This is a genomic window from Sinorhizobium sp. CCBAU 05631 (assembly GCF_002288505.1).
GTDB lineage: Bacteria > Pseudomonadota > Alphaproteobacteria > Rhizobiales > Rhizobiaceae > Sinorhizobium > Sinorhizobium fredii_C.
Genome location: NZ_CP023063.1, coordinates 3,901,094 through 3,921,461, shown reverse-complemented (window position 1 = coordinate 3,921,461; position 20,368 = coordinate 3,901,094). Strand labels below are relative to the sequence as shown.

Sequence of the window (20,368 nt, the reverse complement as noted above, 5' to 3'; positions counted from 1 at the left end):
GAAGTTATATCGCAAGCTGATACTCCATAATCTTGGCAGGAATATCGGAACGGCTGCGCATGACGAAAGCAACGGAAATCTCTTCGCAGGAGAGGCTGCGCAATTCGGGCCTGCGCCCGACGCGCCAGCGCATCGCGCTCGCGGATCTGATTTTCGCCAAGGGCGACCGTCACCTGACCGTCGAGGAACTGCATGAGGAGGCGGTCGAGGCGGGCGTGCCCGTATCGCTCGCAACCGTCTACAACACCCTGCACCAGTTCACCGAAGCCGGCATGATCCGTGTTCTCGCCGTCGAGAGCGCCAAGACCTATTTCGACACGAATGTTTCGGATCACCACCATTTCTTTATCGAGGGCCAGAACGAGGTCCTCGACATTCCGGTGAGCAACATCCAGATCGGCAACCTCCCGGAGCCGCCGGAAGGCATGGAGATCTCCCATGTCGACGTGGTCGTCCGTCTGCGCCGCAAGACCCACCGCTGAGTCTACATGACCTCGTCTGGATCACGGCCTGGCCCGGCCTTGCCGGCCGGCAGCGTCCAGCCATAGCGAAGTGCCCCCCCGCGGACCGCAAAGGCAGCCGCAACGCCGAGCGCTGAACTCGCGGCAAGTGGCAGGCCGATCAGCGTCGCCACCACGAAGGCGCCGGCGCCGACGAGTGCGGCGGTGACATAGATTTCCGGCCTCAACAGCACTGACGGCTCACCGGCCAAGAGATCACGCAGGATGCCGCCGAAGGTCGCCGTCAGCATGCCGGTGACAATCGCAACCGTCGGCGAGCCGGTCGCCGCCAATCCCTTCGCCGCGCCCATGACGCAATAGGCGGAAAGCCCGACCGCATCGAGCCAGACGAGCAGCCGGTAACGCGACTCGAAACGGTGCGATGTCAGGAACACCAGGAACCCGACCGCGACGCAGACCAAGACATAGGCGGGGTTCATCACCCAGAAAACCGGCGTCGCGCCGAGGATCACGTCACGCATCGTGCCGCCGCCGATGCCGGTGACGGAGGCGAGGAACAGGTAACCGACGATGTCGAGTTGCTTGCGCGAGGCAGAAAGCGCGCCGGTCGCGGCGAACACGGCGATGCCGGCATAGTCGAGAATTTCGAGGATCGGCATGGATGCTCCGCTTGGACGACGCCCGAATTGGCAATTCAAGATCATTAACGCGGCGTCGCCGACAAGTCAGGAGGCACGCGCGCTCTCGCTGCCGTATTGCCGTCCACGCCTGTATCACTCTGGCAGCAGCGTCTGCGTGCGGCCGAGCAGATAATAGGCGAGAAGCCCCGTCCATTCCTTGGCGGCCGTCGTCGCCAGCTGCGCATTGAGCGAGGGCTGAGTGAAATCAAAGCCGAGCCGCACCTTGCCGCTCGTCCGGTAGTCCGCCGGCCAGGGAACGACCTCGATGCCGTTGGCGCGGAAGAGGCCGATCGAGCGTGGCATATGATAGGCCGAAGTGACCAAAGCACAGCGTTCGAGCCCGTTCGTCGCGAGGAGATCCCTCGTATAGCGGGCGTTCTCGAAAGTCGTGCGCGAGGCTTCCTCGCGGATCACCCGATCGGCCGCGATCCCGAAGGCGCCGAAAAAGCCTTGCGAGGCCCGCGCATCGCCTTCATAGGCGCCTGTGATCGAGCCGTCGCCGCCCGAAACCAGAACGCGCGCCGCCGGATAGGCCTTGGCGAGCCGGACCGCCTCGATGAAGCGATCGGCCGCCTGGTTGAACTCGATACCGCCGCGGCTTGCGATCACCACATTCTCAAAGGCGCCGCCGAGCACGATGATGCAGGAGATCTCCGCCCGCGGGGCCAAGGGCCGGGGAAACCGGTCTTCGAGGATCTGCAGGAAATAGGGGCCGGCGGTGGTGAACAGGCTGAGGAACAGCACCAAGAGACCGAGCGAAGCGAAGATGCCGCCGCTCCGGCGGAAGCGGGAGAAGATCAGCAGCACGCCGAAGAGGATGCTGAAGAAAGCAACGGAGAGCGGCTGGGCAATGAGCCAGAAGATTTTGGAGGCGAGGAACATGATGATCGTTCTTGTTCCGGTCGGTTAAGATTTCGCAAAGTCCTTAGGCGGCTTCACCGTCCAGACATGCCACTCTCGACTAAGTCTCTCATCAATTTGTCCGTTTTGACTCCGGATGCAAAGCGGACTTCACTCAACCTTGGGATAGCGTTGAGGGGCGTGTCGTGTTCAAACGCTTGGCTTTAGTACTTGGCTTCCTGTGGATGATGCCGCTCAATGCCGGCGCCGCACAGCTTCAAATGGAGAAGCTCTCGGAGAGCATTCATCTGATCCTTGTCGACGGCGAATTTATCGAAGGCGACGACACCCGTTTCAAGAATATGGCGATCACGGCCGAACGAGCCGTCGTTGCGTTCAACAGCCCCGGTGGCCTTGTACAAGTCGGTATTGAGATCGGCCGAACGATTGCGATCAAAGGCTTCTATACGGCCGTTGCGGATCAACATGTGTGTGCATCGTCGTGTGGGTTGGCTTGGCTGGCTGGCCACAAACGGCTGCTCTCTCCAACATCCAAGATCGGATTTCATGCAGCCTTCGTCAACGAGGCGGGTCGGCAAGATGTAAGCAGTGCGGGCAATGCCCTGGTCGGCTCATACCTCCAGCAGCTCAACCTTAATCCGAATATCATCGTCTATGTCACCGCGACCGGCCCCTCCTCCATGCAGTGGCTGACGGCGGATGATGCGGAGCGGATCGGCCTGGATGTGGAGGTCTTGCATCTAGGTGACACCGCCGCAGGTGCACCAGTGCCCTTTGGCGGAGCCGCAGAAGAACAAGCCAATCTCTCCGTGCCGAAATCCACTGTCCCGCAGCGAAGCTGGCTCTATTTCGACTACACCGATCTTCCGGGCTACGACCTGCCCGGCATGCCGCTGAAGCTCGAGACCGCCGCGCGTTGCCAGTCGGCCTGCCAAGCCACCGACCGCTGCTCTGCCTTCACCTTCAATCAAATTCACCGCGCTTGCTTCCTGAAAGGAATGGCCACCGAAGCGCTGCAGTTTTCGGGCGCCGTTTCCGGCTACTATGGTCAGACGAGCGACATCAGCAGGGTCGGCCACGATTTTGGCCCTTCGGTCGCATTTAGGACGAGCAGAAACGTCGAAATCGTGGGCAAACCGTTCGCCAGGATCAAGAACTTCACTCTGGCCGCCTGTCAAGATCAGTGCGTCCTCACTCCATCTTGCCAAGGCTTTTCGTTCTATCGAAACGGAATGTGCCTGATGTTCGAGGCGCGCAACCCCACGAAGACAAATCTTACGTCAGTAGCCGGGGTTCGTGCGGACTGAGGGCTGCTTGGGAAATTTTGGTGGAGCTAAGCGGGATCGAACCGCTGACCTCTTGCATGCCATGCAAGCGCTCTCCCAGCTGAGCTATAGCCCCATCAAGGGTCCGGCAGTGCCGGTTCCGGGAAGTTCGTCGGGCGTCGTGCCCGGCGAGTGGCGGCTTATTACTTCTGCTTTTGGCAGATGGCAAGCCGAAAATTAAAGGCCGGAGAAATTTTATCTTCCTTTCCGGCCGGCCGCCCGGCCGCTGCATGATCGCGCGGCCGGAGCAGCTTTTATCCGACTTTTGAACGCCTTAGACGTCCTCGTCCTCGTCGGAGACGCCGATAAGGTCGCTCATGTCGTCGTCATCGTCTTCGTCGTCGGCCTCGAGGAAGGTGTCGTCGTCGTCGCCGTCGATCTCGACGTCGTCATCGCCGAGATCCGGCAGGTCGTCGCCGCCCGATGCCTCGTCGTCGGCATCCTCGAGCGAAACGAGTTCGACTTCGGTGTTCTCTGCATCGACTTCCGTGACGTCTTCCTCTTCCTCCTTCTCGAGCACCTTGGCGACGGAGGTTTCCTCGAAGAACGACAGCGGATAGGACTTGCCGGTATAGGGGGAGACGATCGGGTCACGGTTCAGATCGTAGAATTTGCGCCCCGTTTCCGGGTCGATGCGCTTTGTTCCAAGTTCCGGTTTTGCCACAGTCAAAGCCTCTTGAATGGCCGGCGAGCCGGCTCTTGCCGGTAAAGCCGGCGGTTAGAAAGGTATCAAGCTGATGATGATTAGCCGGTCCCCATAATCGTCTTGGTGTCGTCTGTCAAAGGCAAACTTCCGGGGCCGGCTGCGCCGGATTTTCTTCTTGGGGGAGGATGACCCCTATTGCTCTTTATGTTAGGGAGCGCGCAACACCGGCGGTTCCTCGTTCAACCCCAAGCAGCGCTTGTCCTGGACCGCCGACGAGCCGGATTGTCAGAGGTAAATATCATGTCCCATGGCCTGAGCCCGCGGCCCGCCACCGCCAAGAAGTCTGCCGATCTCAAGGGCACCGTGCGCATTCCCGGCGACAAGTCGATCTCGCACCGCTCCTTCATGTTCGGCGGCCTTGCCTCGGGCGAGACGCGCATTACCGGACTGCTCGAGGGCGAGGACGTGATCAATACCGGCAAGGCCATGCAGGCGATGGGTGCGAAGATCCGCAAGGATGGCGACACCTGGATCATCAACGGCGTCGGCAACGGCGCCCTGCTGGCGCCGGAAGCGCCGCTCGATTTTGGCAACGCCGGCACCGGCTGCCGACTAACCATGGGTCTTGTCGGCGTCTATGATTTCGATTCCACCTTCGTCGGCGACGCTTCGCTGACCAAGCGGCCAATGGGCCGCGTGCTCGACCCGCTGCGTCAGATGGGCGTGCAGGTGAAGTCGGCCGAGGGCGACCGGCTGCCGGTGACGCTGCGCGGGCCGCAGACGCCGAACCCGATCACCTATCGCGTGCCGATGGCCTCCGCCCAGGTGAAATCCGCCGTTCTGCTCGCCGGCCTCAACACGCCGGGCATCACCACCGTCATCGAACCGGTGATGACCCGCGATCATACGGAAAAGATGCTGCAGGGCTTCGGCGCCAACCTGACGGTCGAGACCGGTTCAGACGGCGTGCGCACCATCCGCCTCGAGGGCCGCGGCAAGCTCACCGGCCAGGTCATCGACGTGCCGGGCGATCCCTCCTCCACCGCCTTCCCGCTGGTGGCGGCGCTGCTCGTCCCGGGCTCGGACGTCACCATCCTCAACGTGCTGATGAACCCGACCCGCACCGGCCTGATCCTGACGCTCCAGGAAATGGGCGCCAATATCGAGGTCATGAACCGGCGCCTTGCCGGCGGAGAGGACGTCGCCGATCTGCGCGTCCGCCATTCGGAGCTCACGGGCGTCACGGTGCCGGAAGAGCGCGCCCCGTCGATGATCGACGAATATCCGGTGCTCGCCGTCGCCGCCGCCTTTGCCGACGGCGCCACCGTGATGAACGGCCTCGACGAACTGCGCGTCAAGGAATCCGACCGCCTTTCGGCCGTCGCCGACGGCCTGAAGCTCAACGGCGTCGACTGCGACGAGGGCGAAGCCTCGCTCGTCGTGCGCGGCCGCCCGGACGGCAAGAGTCTCGGTAGTGCCGCCGGCGCTCAGGTGAAAACCCATCTCGACCACCGCATCGCCATGAGCTTCCTTGTCATGGGATTGGCCTCCGAGCATCCGGTGACCATCGATGACGCAACGATGATTGCCACCAGCTTCCCGGAATTCATGGATTTGATGACGGGGTTGGGTGCGAAGATCGAGTGATCGATATAACAGGACATCGGTCGGGCTCGCGTGGAGCCAAATCTCTGCAAAGCGAAATCGGCAGCGACCGGACGGCTGACGTGGTGTCCTGAGCACCCGTGTGGTGTCATGAGCACCCCTGTAGCCGACCTTCCCCGCAGCCTCGCTTATGAGCCGTGGCCCGAAAGCGACGGCTCATACGTTACTGCGTGCCACCCGATGGGGCTTGCTGAGTACCCTGTCCTCCTGTGGGAGCGGGTTGCGTGGTTTGCCCGCCTTCAGGCGCCTGTTGCGTTCCCTGCCCACCAGCCGGTGTTTCGATGGTCGGGGCGTTGACATTGACATCCGGGTCACCTCCGCCGCCGGCACCATCGAACAGGTCGCCGCCAAAGAGGAACAAGGCGCCGACGACAAGCAGAACCAACACTATAGCCACGGCCCAGCCGCCGCCACTACCAGTATTCACAACTGTTGGACCTCTATCAGCCATTTAACTTCTCCTTATTCTTCACGCTGTGGCAAAACTCACAGGAGTGATTTAGGTTCCACCAAGAACAAGGACGGCAAAGCGGTGCGATATGAGCCCGTGGACGGGTTTGAAATCACGTTTAAATAGTTTGACGCGAAACAATCGTGGTTTTCTTCAGTCGGACGAAAGAATTCCCCTATTGTTTGCCCGGCATGCAGTTGGATGTCGCTCTGAATAGTACCACCGCTGACCAGCGCCCTACCCGGCCCATACGCAACAGGCCGGCGAACCGTAAATTATCGAATGATCGTGGATTCTCCGTCGATTTTGATCTAACAGGCCCCGCAGAAACGACCGCAGGACCAAATATGATCACCATCGCCATCGACGGACCCGCTGCCTCCGGCAAGGGCACGCTTTCGCGCCGCATCGCCGAGGAATACGGCTTCCACCATCTCGACACGGGGCTCACCTATCGTGCCACGGCCAAGGCGCTCCTCGATGCTGGGCTGTCGCTCGATGATGAGGCGGTGGCCGAGAGGATGGCGCGCGAGGTCGAGCTTGCCGGACTCGATCGTTCGGTACTGTCCGCGCATCAGATCGGCGAGGCGGCCTCGAAGATCGCCGTCATGCCGGCGGTGCGGCGAGCGCTGGTCGAGGCGCAGCGTGGCTTTTCGCTGAGGGAGCCCGGGACCGTGCTCGACGGGCGCGACATCGGCACCGTCGTCTGCCCGGATGCGGCGGTAAAGCTCTATGTCACCGCCTCGCCGGAAGTGCGGGCCAAGCGGCGCTATGACGAGATCATTGCCGGCGGCGGCACGGCCGATTACGGGGCGATCTTCGAGGACGTCAAAAAGCGCGACGAGCGCGACATGGGCCGGGCCGACAGCCCGCTGAAGCCCGCCGAGGATGCGCACTTGCTCGACACGTCCGAAATGGGTATAGAGGCCGCATTCCAGGCGGCGAAGACGCTGATCGACGCTGCCCTGAAAGAGAAGATTTGAAGAAAGCCCTGTTTCCGGTTCCGGCCGAAACCGTCTTTCTCGAAAAGCCTGAAATTCCGTCCATGCGCCGGATTGCCCTTTAAGAAGGGCGGACTGGGTTCAGGCCCTTTTAACGCTAGCCCCCGGCGCACATGCGTCTCCGCCAGGAGATGCAGCAGGAGATTACATGTCTGCAACCACCCCCACCCGTGATGATTTCGCCGCACTTCTCGAAGAGTCCTTCGCCAAGACGGACCTCGCCGAAGGCTATGTCGCCAAGGGCGTCATCACGGCCATCGAAAAGGACGTCGCCATCGTCGATGTCGGTCTGAAGGTCGAAGGCCGCGTTCCGTTGAAGGAATTCGGCGCCAAGGCCAAGGACGGCTCGCTCAAGGTCGGTGACGAAGTCGAGGTCTATGTCGAGCGTATCGAAAACGCGCTCGGCGAAGCCGTTCTGTCGCGCGAGAAGGCTCGCCGCGAAGAGAGCTGGCAGCGCCTGGAAGTGAAGTTCGAAGCCGGCGAACGCGTCGAAGGCATCATCTTCAACCAGGTCAAGGGCGGCTTCACCGTCGATCTCGACGGCGCCGTAGCCTTCCTGCCGCGTTCGCAGGTCGACATCCGTCCGATCCGCGACGTCACGCCGCTGATGCACAATCCGCAGCCCTTCGAAATCCTCAAGATGGACAAGCGCCGCGGCAACATCGTCGTTTCGCGCCGCACGGTTCTCGAAGAGTCGCGCGCCGAGCAGCGTTCTGAAATCGTTCAGAACCTCGAGGAAGGCCAGGTTGTCGAGGGCGTCGTCAAGAACATCACCGATTACGGTGCGTTCGTCGACCTCGGCGGCATCGACGGCCTGCTGCACGTCACCGACATGGCATGGCGCCGCGTCAACCATCCGTCGGAGATCCTGAGCATCGGCCAGCAGGTCAAGGTTCAGATCATCCGCATCAACCAGGAAACCCACCGCATCTCGCTCGGCATGAAACAGCTCGAGTCCGATCCGTGGGATGGTATCGGTGCGAAGTACCCGGTCGGCAAGAAGATCACCGGTACGGTCACGAACATCACCGACTACGGTGCGTTCGTCGAGCTGGAGCCGGGCATCGAAGGCCTGATCCACATCTCCGAAATGTCCTGGACCAAGAAGAACGTTCACCCCGGCAAGATCCTGTCCACCAGCCAGGAAGTCGACGTGGTCGTTCTCGAAGTCGATCCGACCAAGCGCCGTATCTCGCTCGGCCTCAAGCAGACGCTCGAGAACCCGTGGCAGGCCTTCGCGCATAGCCATCCGGCTGGTACCGAAGTCGAAGGCGAAGTCAAGAACAAGACCGAATTCGGCCTGTTCATCGGCCTCGACGGCGACGTCGACGGCATGGTCCACCTTTCAGACCTCGACTGGAACCGTCCGGGCGAGCAGGTCATCGAGGAATACAACAAGGGCGATGTCGTCCGTGCTGTCGTTCTCGATGTCGACGTCGAGAAGGAGCGGATCTCGCTCGGCATCAAGCAGCTCGGCAAGGACGCCGTCGGTGAAGCGGCTGCTTCCGGCGAACTGCGCAAGAACGCCGTCGTTTCGGCCGAAGTCATCGGCGTCAACGATGGCGGCATCGAAGTGAAGCTCGTCAACCACGAAGACATCACCTCGTTCATCCGCCGCGCCGATCTGTCGCGTGACCGCGACGAACAGCGTCCGGAGCGCTTCTCGGTCGGTCAGGTTGTCGACGCCCGCGTCACCAACTTCTCCAAGAAGGACCGCAAGATCCAGCTGTCGATCAAGGCTCTGGAAATCGCGGAAGAGAAGGAAGCCGTCGCTCAGTTCGGTTCATCCGACTCGGGCGCCTCGCTCGGCGACATCCTGGGTGCTGCTCTGAAGAACCGTCAGAGCAACGAGTAATCGTTGTAAGGCTGGAAATGATAAGCCCGCGGAGAGCGATCTCCGCGGGCTTTTTTGGGGCTGCGATTGCTCTTGGTTCGGCGTTCAACCGAGATCGCCGAGTTTCCTGTAGAGGTCATAGGCGTCGCTTGCCTTGGCATCGACCGCATCGTCGCCGTCGCCTTCGGGATCTTGCCCTCGCCTCGCCTCTTCCCGGTCGTCTTTGCCGGTGCCGTCGTCCTCGCCCTCATCGGCTGGATGGCGGTCGGTCCGGTCGGCTTCGTCTTCCGCCTCCTCCTTTGCCGGCAGATAGGGCACCATTGCGAAGGGGATGATCTCCGGCAGACCGCTCTCGACGAGGAGAGCGACGGCCTGTTGCATGGCGACGTCTTCGCCCGCCGGCGCTTGCCCTTGAACGGCAGCCGAACCTCGCAGGGCGGCGTCCGGCTTTTCCGCAGCGACCGGTTCGGAGATGGGCTGCCCGTCCTCGGCGGCACTGTCGGGGGGCGGAGCCTCCGGCAGCCGCTCGGGCAAATCAGGCGCCGGCCGCGTCCGCACAGCTTCTCGTTCGCCTTCCCCCGATGCCGGCGCCCGCCGGTCCTCCGCCACGCCTTCCGGCAGATCGAGACTCACTTGCAGGAGCGCATCGACGGCATCGGCGAGTGCGGACTCCGGCACGATTTCCGGAGGCGCCGCGGCCTGGACCGGTGCCCGTGCGTCGCTTCCTTTGGCGCGCGTCGGCCCATAGGTTCCGTCCGCCTCGAATCCTTCCGACCCCCTGGTCGGCGCTTGCGCGCCGGTCGGTTCCGCTTCGCCAAAAATCTGCTCCGCCCCGCCGTCCGGCAACTCGGCGGCCCGATGCTGGGCGGCCACGTCATCGCCTTCAGAACGAGCCGGCAAGACGTCATCCGTCGAAGCCGCGGCATTTTCCGAAGCCTCAGCCAAAGCCGGCTCTATCGCCTCGGCCGGCTCGAGGCCGTCCTCCGTGGCCACGGCAGAAGGCGCAGGCGCAGCACTATCGCCATTGCTCGTCGATCGCGGCGTTGGGGCCGGGGCCGGCGGTTCCTCTGCCCGGGCCGGTGCACCGGGCTCTCGCGGCATTTCTTCCAGAACCGGCTCGGCGGATGCACCGTCATCGGCACCATAGGTTTTCCGCAGCATCGCCTGCAGCAGCGCCAGGTCGTTGGGCGAGGGAGTCGAGGCGGCGGCAAGGTGCGGGGCTGCCGACAGCGGCAGCGGCAGATTCCTGATTCCCGTGTGGCCAGCGGGCAAGGGCGTCGTGGGGTTCGCAAATCCTGTCGATGGCCCGCTTTGCGTCAGGGCAGCTAGGCGTCGCGCAAGGCTGCCGCCGCCAAGCTGCCTCTCTATCGCCTGACGCTCCGGCAGCGGCAAGGATTCCACTACCTCGACGAGACGCCGGACAAAGCCGCGGCCGCCTTCCTGCGGCAGCGGCGGAAACTTCAGAACACGGGCGAGGTCCTCAACGAGTCGCACCAGCGCCTCGCGGGGAAGAATCTCCTTGCCCGAGAGGTGACGTCCAAGGATGTCGAGCAACTTCTGGATCGCCTCGGCGCGCTGGCCGGCAGGTGGCAGGACCCGCCGGACGGCCTGGACGAGATCGTCGCCGAGCGTGGTTGCGTTCCTGATCGTGCCAATAGGTATCGGCATCCTCATCTCCAATTGCGTGCGTCGGCGCCATCGCGGAGCCGCGCTCGCCATCGAACGTCCTTGCTGCTAGAGGGCGCCTCATGCGCATATCGGCCGATGGGCCGGCTCCGCGGCGGGCTAGCCGCTGGCATGGGACTTGGCATGATGACCGAATATAGAGCAAAGAAGTTTAGGAAGTGTTAACCATGGCTGCGGCAGGGGGCGCTTTTTCCGATGGCCTCGCCAACCGGATCATGCGTCCAAGGCTTCGCTCTTGCCGGAGGGCTCCCGCCGGTCCATCCTATGAGGGCCAGTCCCGATGGAGCTGCCGATGACATTCCGTCCGCCGCAAGCGCTCAGCCGTTTCGATGCCGGAAGCGGCGTGAACGTCCTCGAATACGAATTGATGGCCGAGCGCGCCGACGCCCTGGGGCGCCATGGCCTCAAGGTCGAGAAAGCGCTCGCCGCCCTTACCGGCTTCGACCGGGATCGGGGCCGGCCGGAGGAACGCCAGCGGCTGCTCGACGAGGCGGCTGACGCCGTCTGGGCCTTCCTGATCCAGCGGGAAATCTGCGGATTGCGCGACAGCCGCGACGCGGTGCGCCGCTACGGCATTCCGGGGGAAGTCATGGCGCGGCTCGGGATCGTCAGGAAAAGATAGGCCGCACGTCCCAGGGGCGGGACGCGGCAGTCTGCTCGCGTCGCAGCTTCAGGCATCAGGCAGGCCCGGCGAAAGCCGCCGCCGAGCCTCATTTGAACGAGCCGTTACCAGCCGTATCTGTAGTACCGATGGCCGTAGTAACCGGGACGATAATAGCGGTACGGAGCGCCGTAATACCGGTATGGATAATAGCCGGGGTAGTAGCCTGGGCCGTAATAGCGGGTGCCGTAATAATAGCGGTTCCCATAGTAATGGTGACGCGGATAGTATCCGCCCGTCCCGAAATAGAAGGTGATTCCGGCTCGCCGATAGCCGTGATGGTAGCCCGGCCAGCCGCCGTAATAGCCGCCGCGCCAGCGCGGGTAATAGCCCCGACCATAGTATCCGCGGTGGGTGACAGTTTGGACGCCTGCGGGCGCCTTGATCTCTATGTCGAGCGCCGGACGCGGCATGGCCTGGACGGGCGCTGCGGGGGGGATCATGGAGGCGGCCGCCAAAGCGCAGCTCATAACGAAATTCCGAAATCCCGTCATTTTCTCCTCACTTTCCGTAAGACGTGCTTTCTGGTTCCTGCCCCTTCTCCGAAGACATTTGTTTGGTTGGTTCTATTTCATGACTCTCGGCGCGCACACGCGTACTCAGGCCCGGATCTCCGCGCGGTCCAGTCGTCCGCAGAAGCATGCGCCTCTCCGGCGCTCATGTCACTGGAATTCTTGCCTGTCGTGGCGCGTTGGAACGCTCGTCGGGATCGGCGGAAAGCGGGTTACGTCGAAGCGGCGCCGCTTGCCGGAGCTTTTTCGCGTCCTGAGGTGAAAACTTCAAAATGCCTGTTGACACTTCGCCCCCGGCCTTTTACATGCCGGTCCGTCGCCCAGATGGCGGAATTGGTAGACGCGCAGGTTTCAGGTACCTGTGCCGCGAGGCGTGGAGGTTCGAGTCCTCTTCTGGGCACCATTTCCCTTTAGAAATGCAGAAAAAGCCCGGATTCCCGGGCTTTTTGCATTTTTGCGATCAAGGCAAAAGCGGGCATGCTGACGCCCTACGCCGCCGTGCCCGCCTCTTCGCCGGGTGGCTGTCCGGCGTTCGCGGCGGTCGGCAGCACCTCGTAGATTTCCAGAGCAGTGGCTCGCCCCTTCGCCTGGGCAAGGCCGAGCGGGCGGAAGGCGATCACCTCGCTGCACTGCGCCACCACGGCGCCGCTCGCGAGAATCGTGGTGCCGTAGTCCTTGTTCATGCCCTCGAGCCGCGAGGCGACGTTCACCGTGTCGCCCATGGCGGTATATTGCAGGCGCTCCTTGGCGCCGACGCTGCCGACGACGGCCGGACCGGTATGGAGGCCGAAGCGGGTACGGAACTCCGGCAGCCCCCTCTCCCGCTGGCTGGCGTTGAAGGCGGCGAGCCGCTCTTCGACCGCCAACGCGCAGCGGCAGGCGTGTTCGGCATGGTGCGGATCGGCGACCGGCGCGTTCCACATGGCAAAGACCGAATCGCCGAGAAACTGGATGATTGTGCCTTCATGGGCGGCGACCACCTCGCTGAAGATGTCGAAATATTCCGACAGCATCGCCACCACCGCCTCCGGCGAGTGGTGTTCGCTGATCGTCGTGAAATCGTAGATGTCGGTGAACAGCGCCGTCACCTCCTGGCGCCAGCCGGCGCGACCGGCGAACTGCCCGGATTCGATGCCCTTGCGCACCAGTTCGCGCGGCACGTAAAGCGCAAAGGTGGAGATCGCATCGCGGGCCCTGTTCATCGCGCTGTTGAGGGTCGAGATTTCCGCCACGTGCGAGGAGACCTTGATCGGCGTTGCGAAATCGAGATCCTGCAGCCGATTGGCACTGGCGGTGAGCTGGTTGAGCGACTTGGTGATCAGATGCGCGAGGACTAGCGAGAACAGGACGGCAAGCACCACCACCGAACCGGAGATGGCGAGGCCCTGGACGAGAGTCTCGTTGGCGGCGGCCATCAACTCGTCGAGCGGCGCCGCGACCACGATCCGGTGGCCCGCTAGAAGCTGCGCCGATTGGATCGGCGTCACCGCGACGAGATAGGTGCGATCGCCGACATCGACCAGGACCGCCTTGCCCGGGGCCGGCGGATTGCGCCGGATGCTTTCGACGAGCGGATCGGCCTCAGGCACCGCGACCGGCGCGGTGCTGTCCTTCGTAGCCAGAATGCGCTTCATCGCCATCGGATCCGAATGGATGATCGGCCTTCCGACAGCATCGAGAACCAGCGACACGGAGTCGGCCGTCAGCCGTTCGCGAGACAGGAAATCGGTGATCGTGTCCACGACGACGTCGGCGCCGATGACGATCTGCGGATTGCCGCGATGAGCCTGCGAAATGGTCATGCCGAGCTTGCCCGTCGTTGCCATCTCGTAGGGGCCGACCGACATCGGCGCCTTGCCATTGACGGCCGCGCGGTACCAGGGGCGCGTCCGCGGATCGTAGGCGGTCGAGGGCACGCTGCGTTCGGCAAACTGCAGGCCGCTTTCGTCGAGGAAGAGGATCCGATAAAGCCCCCTTCCCTGGTCGTCGCGCTCCATCGAACGCACCGCGAGCGTCGCGCCGCGCGGCGCATCGAGTGCCATCCGCCAGGCAGACGAGCGAAGATCGACCACGTGGAAGAAGGCGCCGCTCGGATAGCCGACATAGACGCCGTCGATATGCGGCGAGCGGATGATGCCTTCGCGCAGCAGCGCCACCTTGTCGTTCATGCGCTGCGGCGGCGGTACCAGAAAGGCGTTGGCGACAGATGCCACGAGGCTGACCAGCGCCGACGTGTCCCCGGAAAGCATACCGAGCCGATCCACGAGGCGATCGACGAAGGCGCCCATGTTGGCCTCGGCATCCTCGATTGCGGCGTTGCGGGCGCGGCGGTAGTCGAGCCCTACGAGGGTGGCGGACACGACGACGAGCACGGCGACCATGACGAGGCTCAGCAGCGACCGGAGCGTCCAGGTATCGAGACGCTTGTTCTCCTTAGAGCCGCGCATGTCCGTGCCCCTATGCGGATTGGCTAGGTCCTGAACCTAAAATTGATCTTGGCGCTATCGCGCGGGCTTGCATAGGGCCGTTTGTTGCCGTTGTCAGCAGGGCGGCGTCAATTGACGCTGACCGGCCGGGACCGCATCCGCGCCACCGTCTCCCGTTCCGCCCGCTTGCAGCGCATCGGCGGCAGGTTGCGGTCCATCAAGTCCATGTCCTCGAGCACCATCTCGCCCATCTTCTTGAACGCCTGGTCGAGCGCGCCGGCGCGATGCGCCGAGCGCAGGAAGCCGGGAAGCCGGCGGACCGGATGGTCGAGCGGAAGCGGTTCTTCCGGGAAGACGTCGCTCGCCGCGACGATCCGGCCGCTTGCGACCGCGGCGATCAGCGCATCGAAGTCGACGACGCCGGCGCGGCTGAGCAGAATGAAGGCCGCTCCGGGCCGCATCTTGGCGAAGGCTTCGGCAGCGAGAAAACCTTCATTCTCGCTGGTGACGGCGGCGACAACGAAGACGAAATCGCTGATCGAGAGCACCGTCTCGAGCGAGGCCGGCTCAACCCCGGCGTCGGTGAGAATGGAGGCGGGCAGCCAGGGATCATGGACGCGGATCCTGGCGCGAAAACCGGAAAGCACCCGGTTCAACGCCCTTCCGAGATCGCCGAAGCCGACGATGCCGATCTCGGAGCCGGAGAGGAGCCGCGCCGAAGCGTTGCCTTCGCCGCCCCAGAGCTCGCGTCCCTCGCGGAAGGCGAGATCGGCATCGACGATGCCCCGGGCGAGATTGAGCGCCATGGCGAGCCCCAGTTCCGCCACCGGCTCGGCGAACACCTGCCCGCTCGTCACCACGTGAATGCCGCGCTGGAAAAGCACCTCATAGGGCATGTTGTTGAGGAGGTTGCTTTCGACATTGAGGATGGCGCGCAGCTGCGGCATGCGTTCGAGCGTCCGCTCGTCCAGCGGCGGCTGGCCGATGATGTAGCGAACCTCGCCAAGCGTGGCGTCATCGAGCCCGGCAATGTTTTCCGGATCGGCCTCGACGATGCGATAGCGTCGATCGAGTTCACCTCGCGCTTGCCGGCTGAAGATCAGCTCAAGCGTGCGCGGCGCCGGCGCGCTGATGACAAGCGGTCGCTTCGTCTCGGGCATTGTCTTTCCTCCCTCTCCAGCCGAGAAAGCCGCCGCATTCAATAGTTCAGGCCGCGCTTCTGCCGTTCGAGCGACGGCGGCAGTCGGCCGCTTTGAAAGACCGGCCCGTCGCCCTTGCGGCATCGGTAGATCGTATCGAAACGAGGGCGGCCATGAGAGGGTTCGAACGGCCCGTAGCGGTCGATGAAGACCTGCTCGCAGACGGTGCTCTCGCCGTCCTGCAACGGGTTCACTGGCCGCACGCCGGGAAGGTCATGAAAGCTCTGGGCGAAATTGAGACGCGTCCCGTCCGCCAGGGCGGCACTGGTGAAGAGGCTCAGCACCAGGGCGGCCAGGAAAAGCGATAGTGCGGAACGGAAGGAACTCATGCCGGCGGACTCTCGGAGCACGGCGGCGGAACGCCGACGCAGGGACACGGTATCGCGGCCGACAAACTTGCGCTATAGGCCAGCTACACTCTACAGCGCCGCCCGCCGCATCAGACGCGGCGAAGGGCTGCTACTTTGAATCACTGCATGGTTCCTTAAATCGAATCCGCTTTAAGGAACCATGCAGCTCACGATCTGGGGATTCTCGATGGCGAATACAATACGGTTCCACGAAGGTGATATTTCCGCAACCGACGCGGGCCGCTACACCGGCGCGATCGCCATCGACACGGAAACGCTCGGCCTCGTTCCCCGCCGCGACCGTCTCTGCGTCGTGCAGCTTTCGCCGGGCGACGGTACCGCCGACGTGATCCGCATCGCCGCCGGACAGAAAGAGGCGCCGAACCTCGTTGCCATGCTTGCCGATCCGACCCGCCAGAAGATTTTCCACTTCGGCCGCTTCGACATCGCCGTGCTGTTCCACACTTTCGGCGTTACCGCCACTCCGGTCTTCTGCACCAAGATCGCCTCGCGTCTGACCCGCACCTATACGGACCGGCACGGCCTCAAGGACAATCTCAAGGAACTGCTCGACATCGATATCTCCAAGCAGCAGCAGTCCTCCGACTGGGCCGCCGAAATCCTCTCGCCGGCGCAGCTCGAATACGCCGCCTCGGATGTGCTCCACCTGCATGCGCTCAAGGACAAGCTGACGGCGCGCCTCATGCGCGACGGCCGCATCGACCACGCCGAAGCCTGCTTCGCCTTCCTGCCGACCCGCGCCAAGCTCGACCTGCTCGGCTGGGAAGAGACGGATATTTTCGCCCATAGCTAAGGGCAGGCTTGTCGGTTCTCGGGGTGAGTCTCGGGCACTGCGGTCCTTGTGCCAAATCCCGATTTTCTCCACTCCAGCGTCATCCTCGGGCTTGACCGGAGGATCCATGCCCATGCCTCAAACAGTCGAAACTTGGTTACGCCAGTTCTGAAAAGCGCGTGCACCGGTGTTTGTGTTTAGATCCTCGGGTCAAGCCCGAGGATGACCCATTGGTGGGGTGCGCCAGTGAGACGAGGCATACAGCCCGCGCACAATTCGGGGCGGCGACGCGGGGGCCGATCCCAGTCACCTCTTCAAGGCATCATCCACAGCAGCGCGGCATAGCGGGCCGCCTTGCCGATCGTCACATAAGCGAGGAAGGCGGCGAGCGGCGTCCGGAGCAAGCCCGCCGCGAGCGTCAGCGGATCGCCGACGATCGGTAGCCAGGAGAAAAGCAGCACCGGCTGGCCGTATCGCGCGAAGAGCGTTTCGGCCTTTTGCCGCGCCCGCGGCGAGACCGGAAACCAGCGCCGGCCCTCGAAGCGGATCGCGAAGCGGCCGAGGGCGTAATTCACCAGCGCGCCGAGCACATTGCCCGCCGTCGCTGCGAGAAACAGCGCGGCCCGGGTCGTCTCGGCTGAAAGAGCCGCAGCAACCACCGCCGCTTCCGACAGGCCGAACAGCAAGGTCGCGGAGAGAAAGGCTGCGCCGAAGACGCCGGCAAGCGTGGCGAGATCCAGGAGTTCAGCTCCTGTCGACGTGGCCGAGATCGCGCTCCGGCTCGATGACGTAGCGGATTCGCTGCTTCAATTCCTTTGGCCCCGGAAAGCCGCCGTCGCGCTTGCGCTCCCAGACGAGCTCGCCATCGACGCGGATCTCGAAATTGCCGCCGGTGCCGGGGATCAGCGCCACCTCGCCGAGCGTGTCGGCAAAGGTCGACAGCAGCTCCTGCGCCATCCAGCCGGCGCGCAGTAGCCAGTTGCACTGGGTGCAATAAAGGATCGTGACGCGCGGCTTCTCACTCATCTGACAATATCCTGTTTCGGCCACCATAGCTTTGTGGTTGGCGCGGAACAACCGGCGCCTCACTGGCTCTTCACACAATTGTCAACTCAAGCAATCATGTTTTTATCGCGCGGTCCTTGTTTTTGAAGACATGTGCGGCAAGAGACTTCGCATTGCAACACTTTGCGAGAGGGATAGCATGACCACTGTAACCAAAAGCCGCCCGCGGACGATCCTGCCGGCGCTCGAAAAGATCTACCTGCCGCTCGATACTTTCGCCGAGACGCTGCTGCGCGTTCTCGCCGGCGCGCTGCTCGTCACCCATGGCTACGGCAAGATCCTCGATCCGTTCGGCGCCGCCGGCATGGTCGAAGGGCTCGGCTTCTATCCGGGCGTCTTCTGGTCGCCGCTGCTTTCGGCCACCGAATTCTTCGGCGGCATCTTCCTCGCCATCGGCTTCCTAACCCGGCCCGCCGCCTTTGCGGCCACCATCGTGCTGCTCGTCACCGTCTATTTCCACGGCATCGTCCAGGGTGAGGGCCTCGGCGGCGCCGAGAAGTCGATCCTTTGGGCCGCGATCACCTTCTTCTTCGCCATCCGCGGCGCCAACGGCCAGTCGGTCGACGCCAAGCTCGGCAAGCAATTCTGAACCTTGTACCGAGACGCGGCCGAAGTGTTCCGGCCGCATCTCAGCCTACTTGAACGGCAGCTTCGCCCGTGGTCATCTGACGGCGGGAGGAGCGAAGCATGAGTGAAGCGATCGAAGGCGGCTGCTTTTGCGGCCGCATCCGCTACCGTCTGAAACGTCGGCCGATGTTCGTCCATTGCTGCCATTGCCGCGATTGCCAGCGCCAGCTCGGCAGCGCCTTCGTCATCAACGGCCTCGTCGAGGCGGAAAACCTCGAGCTTCTTCAAGGCGAGCCGGTCATGGTTTCGCTATCGACCGACAGCGGCCGGCCGCATGACGTCTATCGCTGCACCGATTGCCAGTCGGCGCTCTGGAGCGACTACGGCCGGCGCAAGTGGCTTCGCTTCCTGCGTCTCGCGACGCTCGACCGGCCGTCCGAATTTCCGCCGGACGTGCACATCTACACGCGCTCGAAACTCGATTGGGTGCCGCTGCCGGCGGGCGCCAGGGTCTTCGAAGCCTATTACGATACGCAGGCGGAATGGCCGCAAGAGAGCCTCGATCGCCTCAATGAGGCACGCACCAAGGCAAAAGGGCAGGCGAGGCCATGACGAAAAGCGAGCGCGAGAAGATGGCGGCGGGCGAGTGGTACACCTGCCTCGACCCGGAACTCGACGCACTGCGCGCCTCCGCCCGCCGAGCGGTTCACGAGCACAACACGATGGCACCGGACGAGCGCGGCCGCATGGCGTCGGCGCTCGAGGCGATCTTCGCAGCCGTCGCGGCGGACGTTTTCATCGAGGCGCCGTTCCATTGCTCCTACGGCATCAACATCACGCTTGGCGCCGGCGCCTACCTCAATGCCGGCTGCACCATTCTCGACAGCGCCCCGGTCGCGATCGGCGACGGCTCGATGCTGGGTCCCGGCGTCCATATCTACTGCGCCGAGCATCACAAGGACGTGGCGCTGCGCCGCGCCGGCCTGGAAATCGCCCAGCCGGTGACGATCGGCAAGGACGTCTGGATCGGCGGCGGTGCGATTGTCCTGGCCGGCGTGACGATCGGCGACGGCGCGATCGTCGGGGCGGGCGCGGTGGTGACGCGGGACGTGGCGGCGGGCGCGAGGGTTGTGGGGAATCCGGCGCGGGTTTTGCGCTGACAAAGGAAGGACGAGTCACAATGGCCGAAATAGCGATCAAAGTTCGCCCGGCGCGCTTCGCGGATGTGCCGGCGCTTTGCGCCTTCCTGAACGAGATCATCAGGATCGGCGGCACCACGGCGCATAAAGCGCCATTCACGCATGAGAGCTTCGTCGACCATTTTCTGGCAGGCCCGGGCTTCGTCAGTTGCTTCGTCGCCGAGGATGGTTCAGGCCAGCCCTGCGCCTTTCAGGCCCTAGAGCGTTTTGACAGCCTCCCCGAAGGCTGGGCAGACATCGGCACCTTCGCCCGGCCGCACGCGAAGCTTCCCGGCGCCGGCACGGCGCTATTCGCCGCGACGAAAGCGCATGCCCGCGATTCCGGGCTTACCGCAATCAATGCCACGATCCGCGCCGACAATGTCGGCGGCCTCGCCTACTACAGCAAGATGGGCTTCGTCGACTACAAGATCGACAAGGCGGTGCCGCTGAAGGACGGACGGGCGGTCGATCGGATTTCGAAGCGATATTTGTTTTGAGGCGTGTGCATGGATCCTCGGATCAAGCCCGCGGATGACGAAGGACGAGGGACCGCAATTGACCCCGCCACGCTTAGTCATGCCGAGGCTGCTTTTTGGTTGGCACCAACTCAGGCGGTCGGCGGCTTGGGCGTCGCTACGCAGCTTCAGTGCGCCGACCTCCCCACCCGTCATCCTCGGGCTTGACCCGAGGATCCACGCACAAGCTCTCACCAAAGCTCAAAATAGAGGTCGCGCCAGCCCGGATTCATCTTCTCGATCAATTCGACCTTCCATTGTCGGTACCAGCCTTGAGAGATTTCTCGCGCTGGATAGCGGTGCCGATCTGCAGATGTTCTTCGTACCAGACGAGTCGGTTGCAGCCGTATTTCCATGCGAAGCCCGGTGTTAGCCCTTCTCGATGCTCGAAGATGCGGCGCTCAAGATCTGACGTGACGCCGATACAGAGCGTTCCGCGCTTTTGATTCGTAACGATGTAGACGTATCCGGCCATGCCGACGATGGTGC

General features: G+C 63.3%; 21 protein-coding genes, 2 tRNA genes and 1 pseudogene. 12 read left to right on the top strand and 12 right to left on the bottom strand.

Going from position 1 to position 20,368, the window contains the following annotated elements; all coding sequences use genetic code 11:
• The first annotated feature begins 59 nt into the window (after positions 1 to 59).
• On the top strand, positions 60 to 482 hold the full coding sequence (gene irrA, locus SS05631_RS18955; RefSeq protein ID WP_037422320.1) for an iron response transcriptional regulator IrrA: 423 nt from the start codon (positions 60 to 62) through the stop codon (positions 480 to 482).
• 2 nt (positions 483 to 484) lie between these two features.
• On the opposite strand, the gene SS05631_RS18950 is transcribed toward irrA, so the two are convergent.
• Positions 485 to 1,120: a trimeric intracellular cation channel family protein gene (locus SS05631_RS18950; RefSeq protein WP_037422322.1), complete on the bottom strand. Its 636-nt coding sequence runs from the start codon at positions 1,118 to 1,120 to the stop codon at positions 485 to 487.
• Positions 1,121 to 1,234: 114 nt separating this feature from the next.
• Positions 1,235 to 2,023 carry a YdcF family protein gene (locus tag SS05631_RS18945; RefSeq protein WP_037422325.1) on the bottom strand — a complete coding sequence of 263 codons (789 nt, stop codon included), beginning with the start codon at positions 2,021 to 2,023 and terminating at the stop codon, positions 1,235 to 1,237.
• 164 nt (positions 2,024 to 2,187) lie between these two features.
• Between SS05631_RS18945 and SS05631_RS18940 the strand changes: the two genes are divergently transcribed.
• A complete protein-coding gene (locus tag SS05631_RS18940; protein ID WP_157213190.1) occupies positions 2,188 to 3,309 on the top strand; it encodes a PAN domain-containing protein in 1,122 nt (373 codons plus the stop codon).
• Between the two features lie 18 nt (positions 3,310 to 3,327).
• Here SS05631_RS18940 and SS05631_RS18935 read toward each other — a convergent pair.
• Together SS05631_RS18935 and SS05631_RS18930 are read right to left on the bottom strand one after the other, a co-directional pair.
• Positions 3,328 to 3,403: transfer RNA gene (locus SS05631_RS18935), tRNA-Ala, on the bottom strand.
• Positions 3,404 to 3,601: 198 nt separating this feature from the next.
• On the bottom strand, positions 3,602 to 3,991 hold the full coding sequence (locus SS05631_RS18930) for a TIGR02300 family protein (RefSeq protein WP_037422328.1): 390 nt from the start codon (positions 3,989 to 3,991) through the stop codon (positions 3,602 to 3,604).
• Between the two features lie 282 nt (positions 3,992 to 4,273).
• On the opposite strand from SS05631_RS18930, the gene aroA reads away from it, so the two are divergent.
• From aroA to rpsA, 3 genes are all read left to right on the top strand, one after another.
• Positions 4,274 to 5,620 (top strand): 3-phosphoshikimate 1-carboxyvinyltransferase, encoded by a 1,347-nt coding sequence (gene aroA, locus SS05631_RS18925; protein ID WP_037422330.1) that lies wholly within the window; start codon positions 4,274 to 4,276, stop codon positions 5,618 to 5,620.
• A gap of 816 nt (positions 5,621 to 6,436) precedes the next feature.
• A complete protein-coding gene (cmk, locus tag SS05631_RS18915; protein ID WP_037422332.1) occupies positions 6,437 to 7,072 on the top strand; it encodes a (d)CMP kinase in 636 nt (211 codons plus the stop codon).
• A 166-nt stretch (positions 7,073 to 7,238) separates the two neighbouring features.
• Positions 7,239 to 8,945: a 30S ribosomal protein S1 gene (gene rpsA, locus SS05631_RS18910; RefSeq protein WP_037422333.1), complete on the top strand. Its 1,707-nt coding sequence runs from the start codon at positions 7,239 to 7,241 to the stop codon at positions 8,943 to 8,945.
• A gap of 84 nt (positions 8,946 to 9,029) precedes the next feature.
• Here the strand turns inward: rpsA and SS05631_RS18905 are convergent, their stop codons facing one another.
• The gene (locus tag SS05631_RS18905; protein ID WP_037422334.1) at positions 9,030 to 10,592 is read right to left on the bottom strand and encodes a hypothetical protein; all 1,563 of its coding nucleotides are present in this window, start codon (positions 10,590 to 10,592) and stop codon (positions 9,030 to 9,032) included.
• Between the two features lie 310 nt (positions 10,593 to 10,902).
• Here SS05631_RS18905 and SS05631_RS18900 point away from each other — a divergent pair, with 310 nt between their 5' ends.
• On the top strand, positions 10,903 to 11,232 hold the full coding sequence (locus SS05631_RS18900; RefSeq protein WP_037422444.1) for a DUF6665 family protein: 330 nt from the start codon (positions 10,903 to 10,905) through the stop codon (positions 11,230 to 11,232).
• Between the two features lie 104 nt (positions 11,233 to 11,336).
• Here SS05631_RS18900 and SS05631_RS18895 read toward each other — a convergent pair whose 3' ends face one another.
• A complete protein-coding gene (locus tag SS05631_RS18895; RefSeq protein ID WP_037422335.1) occupies positions 11,337 to 11,765 on the bottom strand; it encodes a hypothetical protein in 429 nt (142 codons plus the stop codon).
• 336 nt (positions 11,766 to 12,101) lie between these two features.
• Between SS05631_RS18895 and SS05631_RS18890 the strand changes: the two genes are divergently transcribed.
• Positions 12,102 to 12,186: transfer RNA gene (locus SS05631_RS18890), tRNA-Leu, on the top strand.
• Positions 12,187 to 12,271: 85 nt separating this feature from the next.
• Here the strand turns inward: SS05631_RS18890 and SS05631_RS18885 are convergent.
• From SS05631_RS18885 to SS05631_RS18875, 3 genes are all read right to left on the bottom strand, one after another.
• The gene (locus SS05631_RS18885) at positions 12,272 to 14,230 is read right to left on the bottom strand and encodes an adenylate/guanylate cyclase domain-containing protein (RefSeq protein WP_037422336.1); all 1,959 of its coding nucleotides are present in this window, start codon (positions 14,228 to 14,230) and stop codon (positions 12,272 to 12,274) included.
• A gap of 107 nt (positions 14,231 to 14,337) precedes the next feature.
• Entirely contained in the window at positions 14,338 to 15,369 is a 1,032-nt protein-coding gene (locus SS05631_RS18880) for a hydroxyacid dehydrogenase (protein ID WP_037422337.1), read from the bottom strand.
• 38 nt (positions 15,370 to 15,407) lie between these two features.
• A complete protein-coding gene (locus SS05631_RS18875) occupies positions 15,408 to 15,737 on the bottom strand; it encodes a hypothetical protein (protein WP_037422339.1) in 330 nt (109 codons plus the stop codon).
• A 208-nt stretch (positions 15,738 to 15,945) separates the two neighbouring features.
• On the opposite strand from SS05631_RS18875, the gene SS05631_RS18870 reads away from it, so the two are divergent.
• On the top strand, positions 15,946 to 16,572 hold the full coding sequence (locus tag SS05631_RS18870) for a ribonuclease D (RefSeq protein ID WP_037422447.1): 627 nt from the start codon (positions 15,946 to 15,948) through the stop codon (positions 16,570 to 16,572).
• A gap of 293 nt (positions 16,573 to 16,865) precedes the next feature.
• On the opposite strand, the gene SS05631_RS18865 is transcribed toward SS05631_RS18870, so the two are convergent.
• Both SS05631_RS18865 and SS05631_RS18860 read right to left on the bottom strand, forming a co-directional pair.
• Complete coding sequence (locus tag SS05631_RS18865; protein ID WP_083854173.1) at positions 16,866 to 17,210, bottom strand: VTT domain-containing protein; 345 nt, start codon at positions 17,208 to 17,210, stop codon at positions 16,866 to 16,868.
• An 85-nt stretch (positions 17,211 to 17,295) separates the two neighbouring features.
• Positions 17,296 to 17,577, bottom strand: coding sequence for a SelT/SelW/SelH family protein (locus SS05631_RS18860; RefSeq protein WP_037422345.1), 282 nt, complete (start codon positions 17,575 to 17,577; stop codon positions 17,296 to 17,298).
• 178 nt (positions 17,578 to 17,755) lie between these two features.
• Here SS05631_RS18860 and SS05631_RS18855 point away from each other — a divergent pair, with 178 nt between their 5' ends.
• The 4 genes from SS05631_RS18855 (at position 17,756) to SS05631_RS18840 (ending at position 19,861) form a co-directional block, all read left to right on the top strand.
• Complete coding sequence (locus SS05631_RS18855; protein WP_037422348.1) at positions 17,756 to 18,205, top strand: DoxX family protein; 450 nt, start codon at positions 17,756 to 17,758, stop codon at positions 18,203 to 18,205.
• Between the two features lie 98 nt (positions 18,206 to 18,303).
• Positions 18,304 to 18,795, top strand: a complete 492-nt coding sequence (locus SS05631_RS18850) for a GFA family protein (RefSeq protein WP_037422349.1) — start codon at positions 18,304 to 18,306, stop codon at positions 18,793 to 18,795.
• Positions 18,792 to 19,343 (top strand): sugar O-acetyltransferase, encoded by a 552-nt coding sequence (locus tag SS05631_RS18845; RefSeq protein WP_095678034.1) that lies wholly within the window; start codon positions 18,792 to 18,794, stop codon positions 19,341 to 19,343. Before SS05631_RS18850 ends, SS05631_RS18845 begins: the two co-directional genes overlap by 4 nt.
• 20 nt (positions 19,344 to 19,363) lie before the next feature.
• Positions 19,364 to 19,861: a GNAT family protein gene (locus SS05631_RS18840; protein ID WP_037422355.1), complete on the top strand. Its 498-nt coding sequence runs from the start codon at positions 19,364 to 19,366 to the stop codon at positions 19,859 to 19,861.
• Positions 19,862 to 20,070: 209 nt separating this feature from the next.
• Here SS05631_RS18840 and SS05631_RS18835 read toward each other — a convergent pair.
• Positions 20,071 to 20,354 (bottom strand): annotated as a pseudogene (locus SS05631_RS18835) (GIY-YIG nuclease family protein).
• Positions 20,355 to 20,368 lie beyond the last annotated feature (14 nt).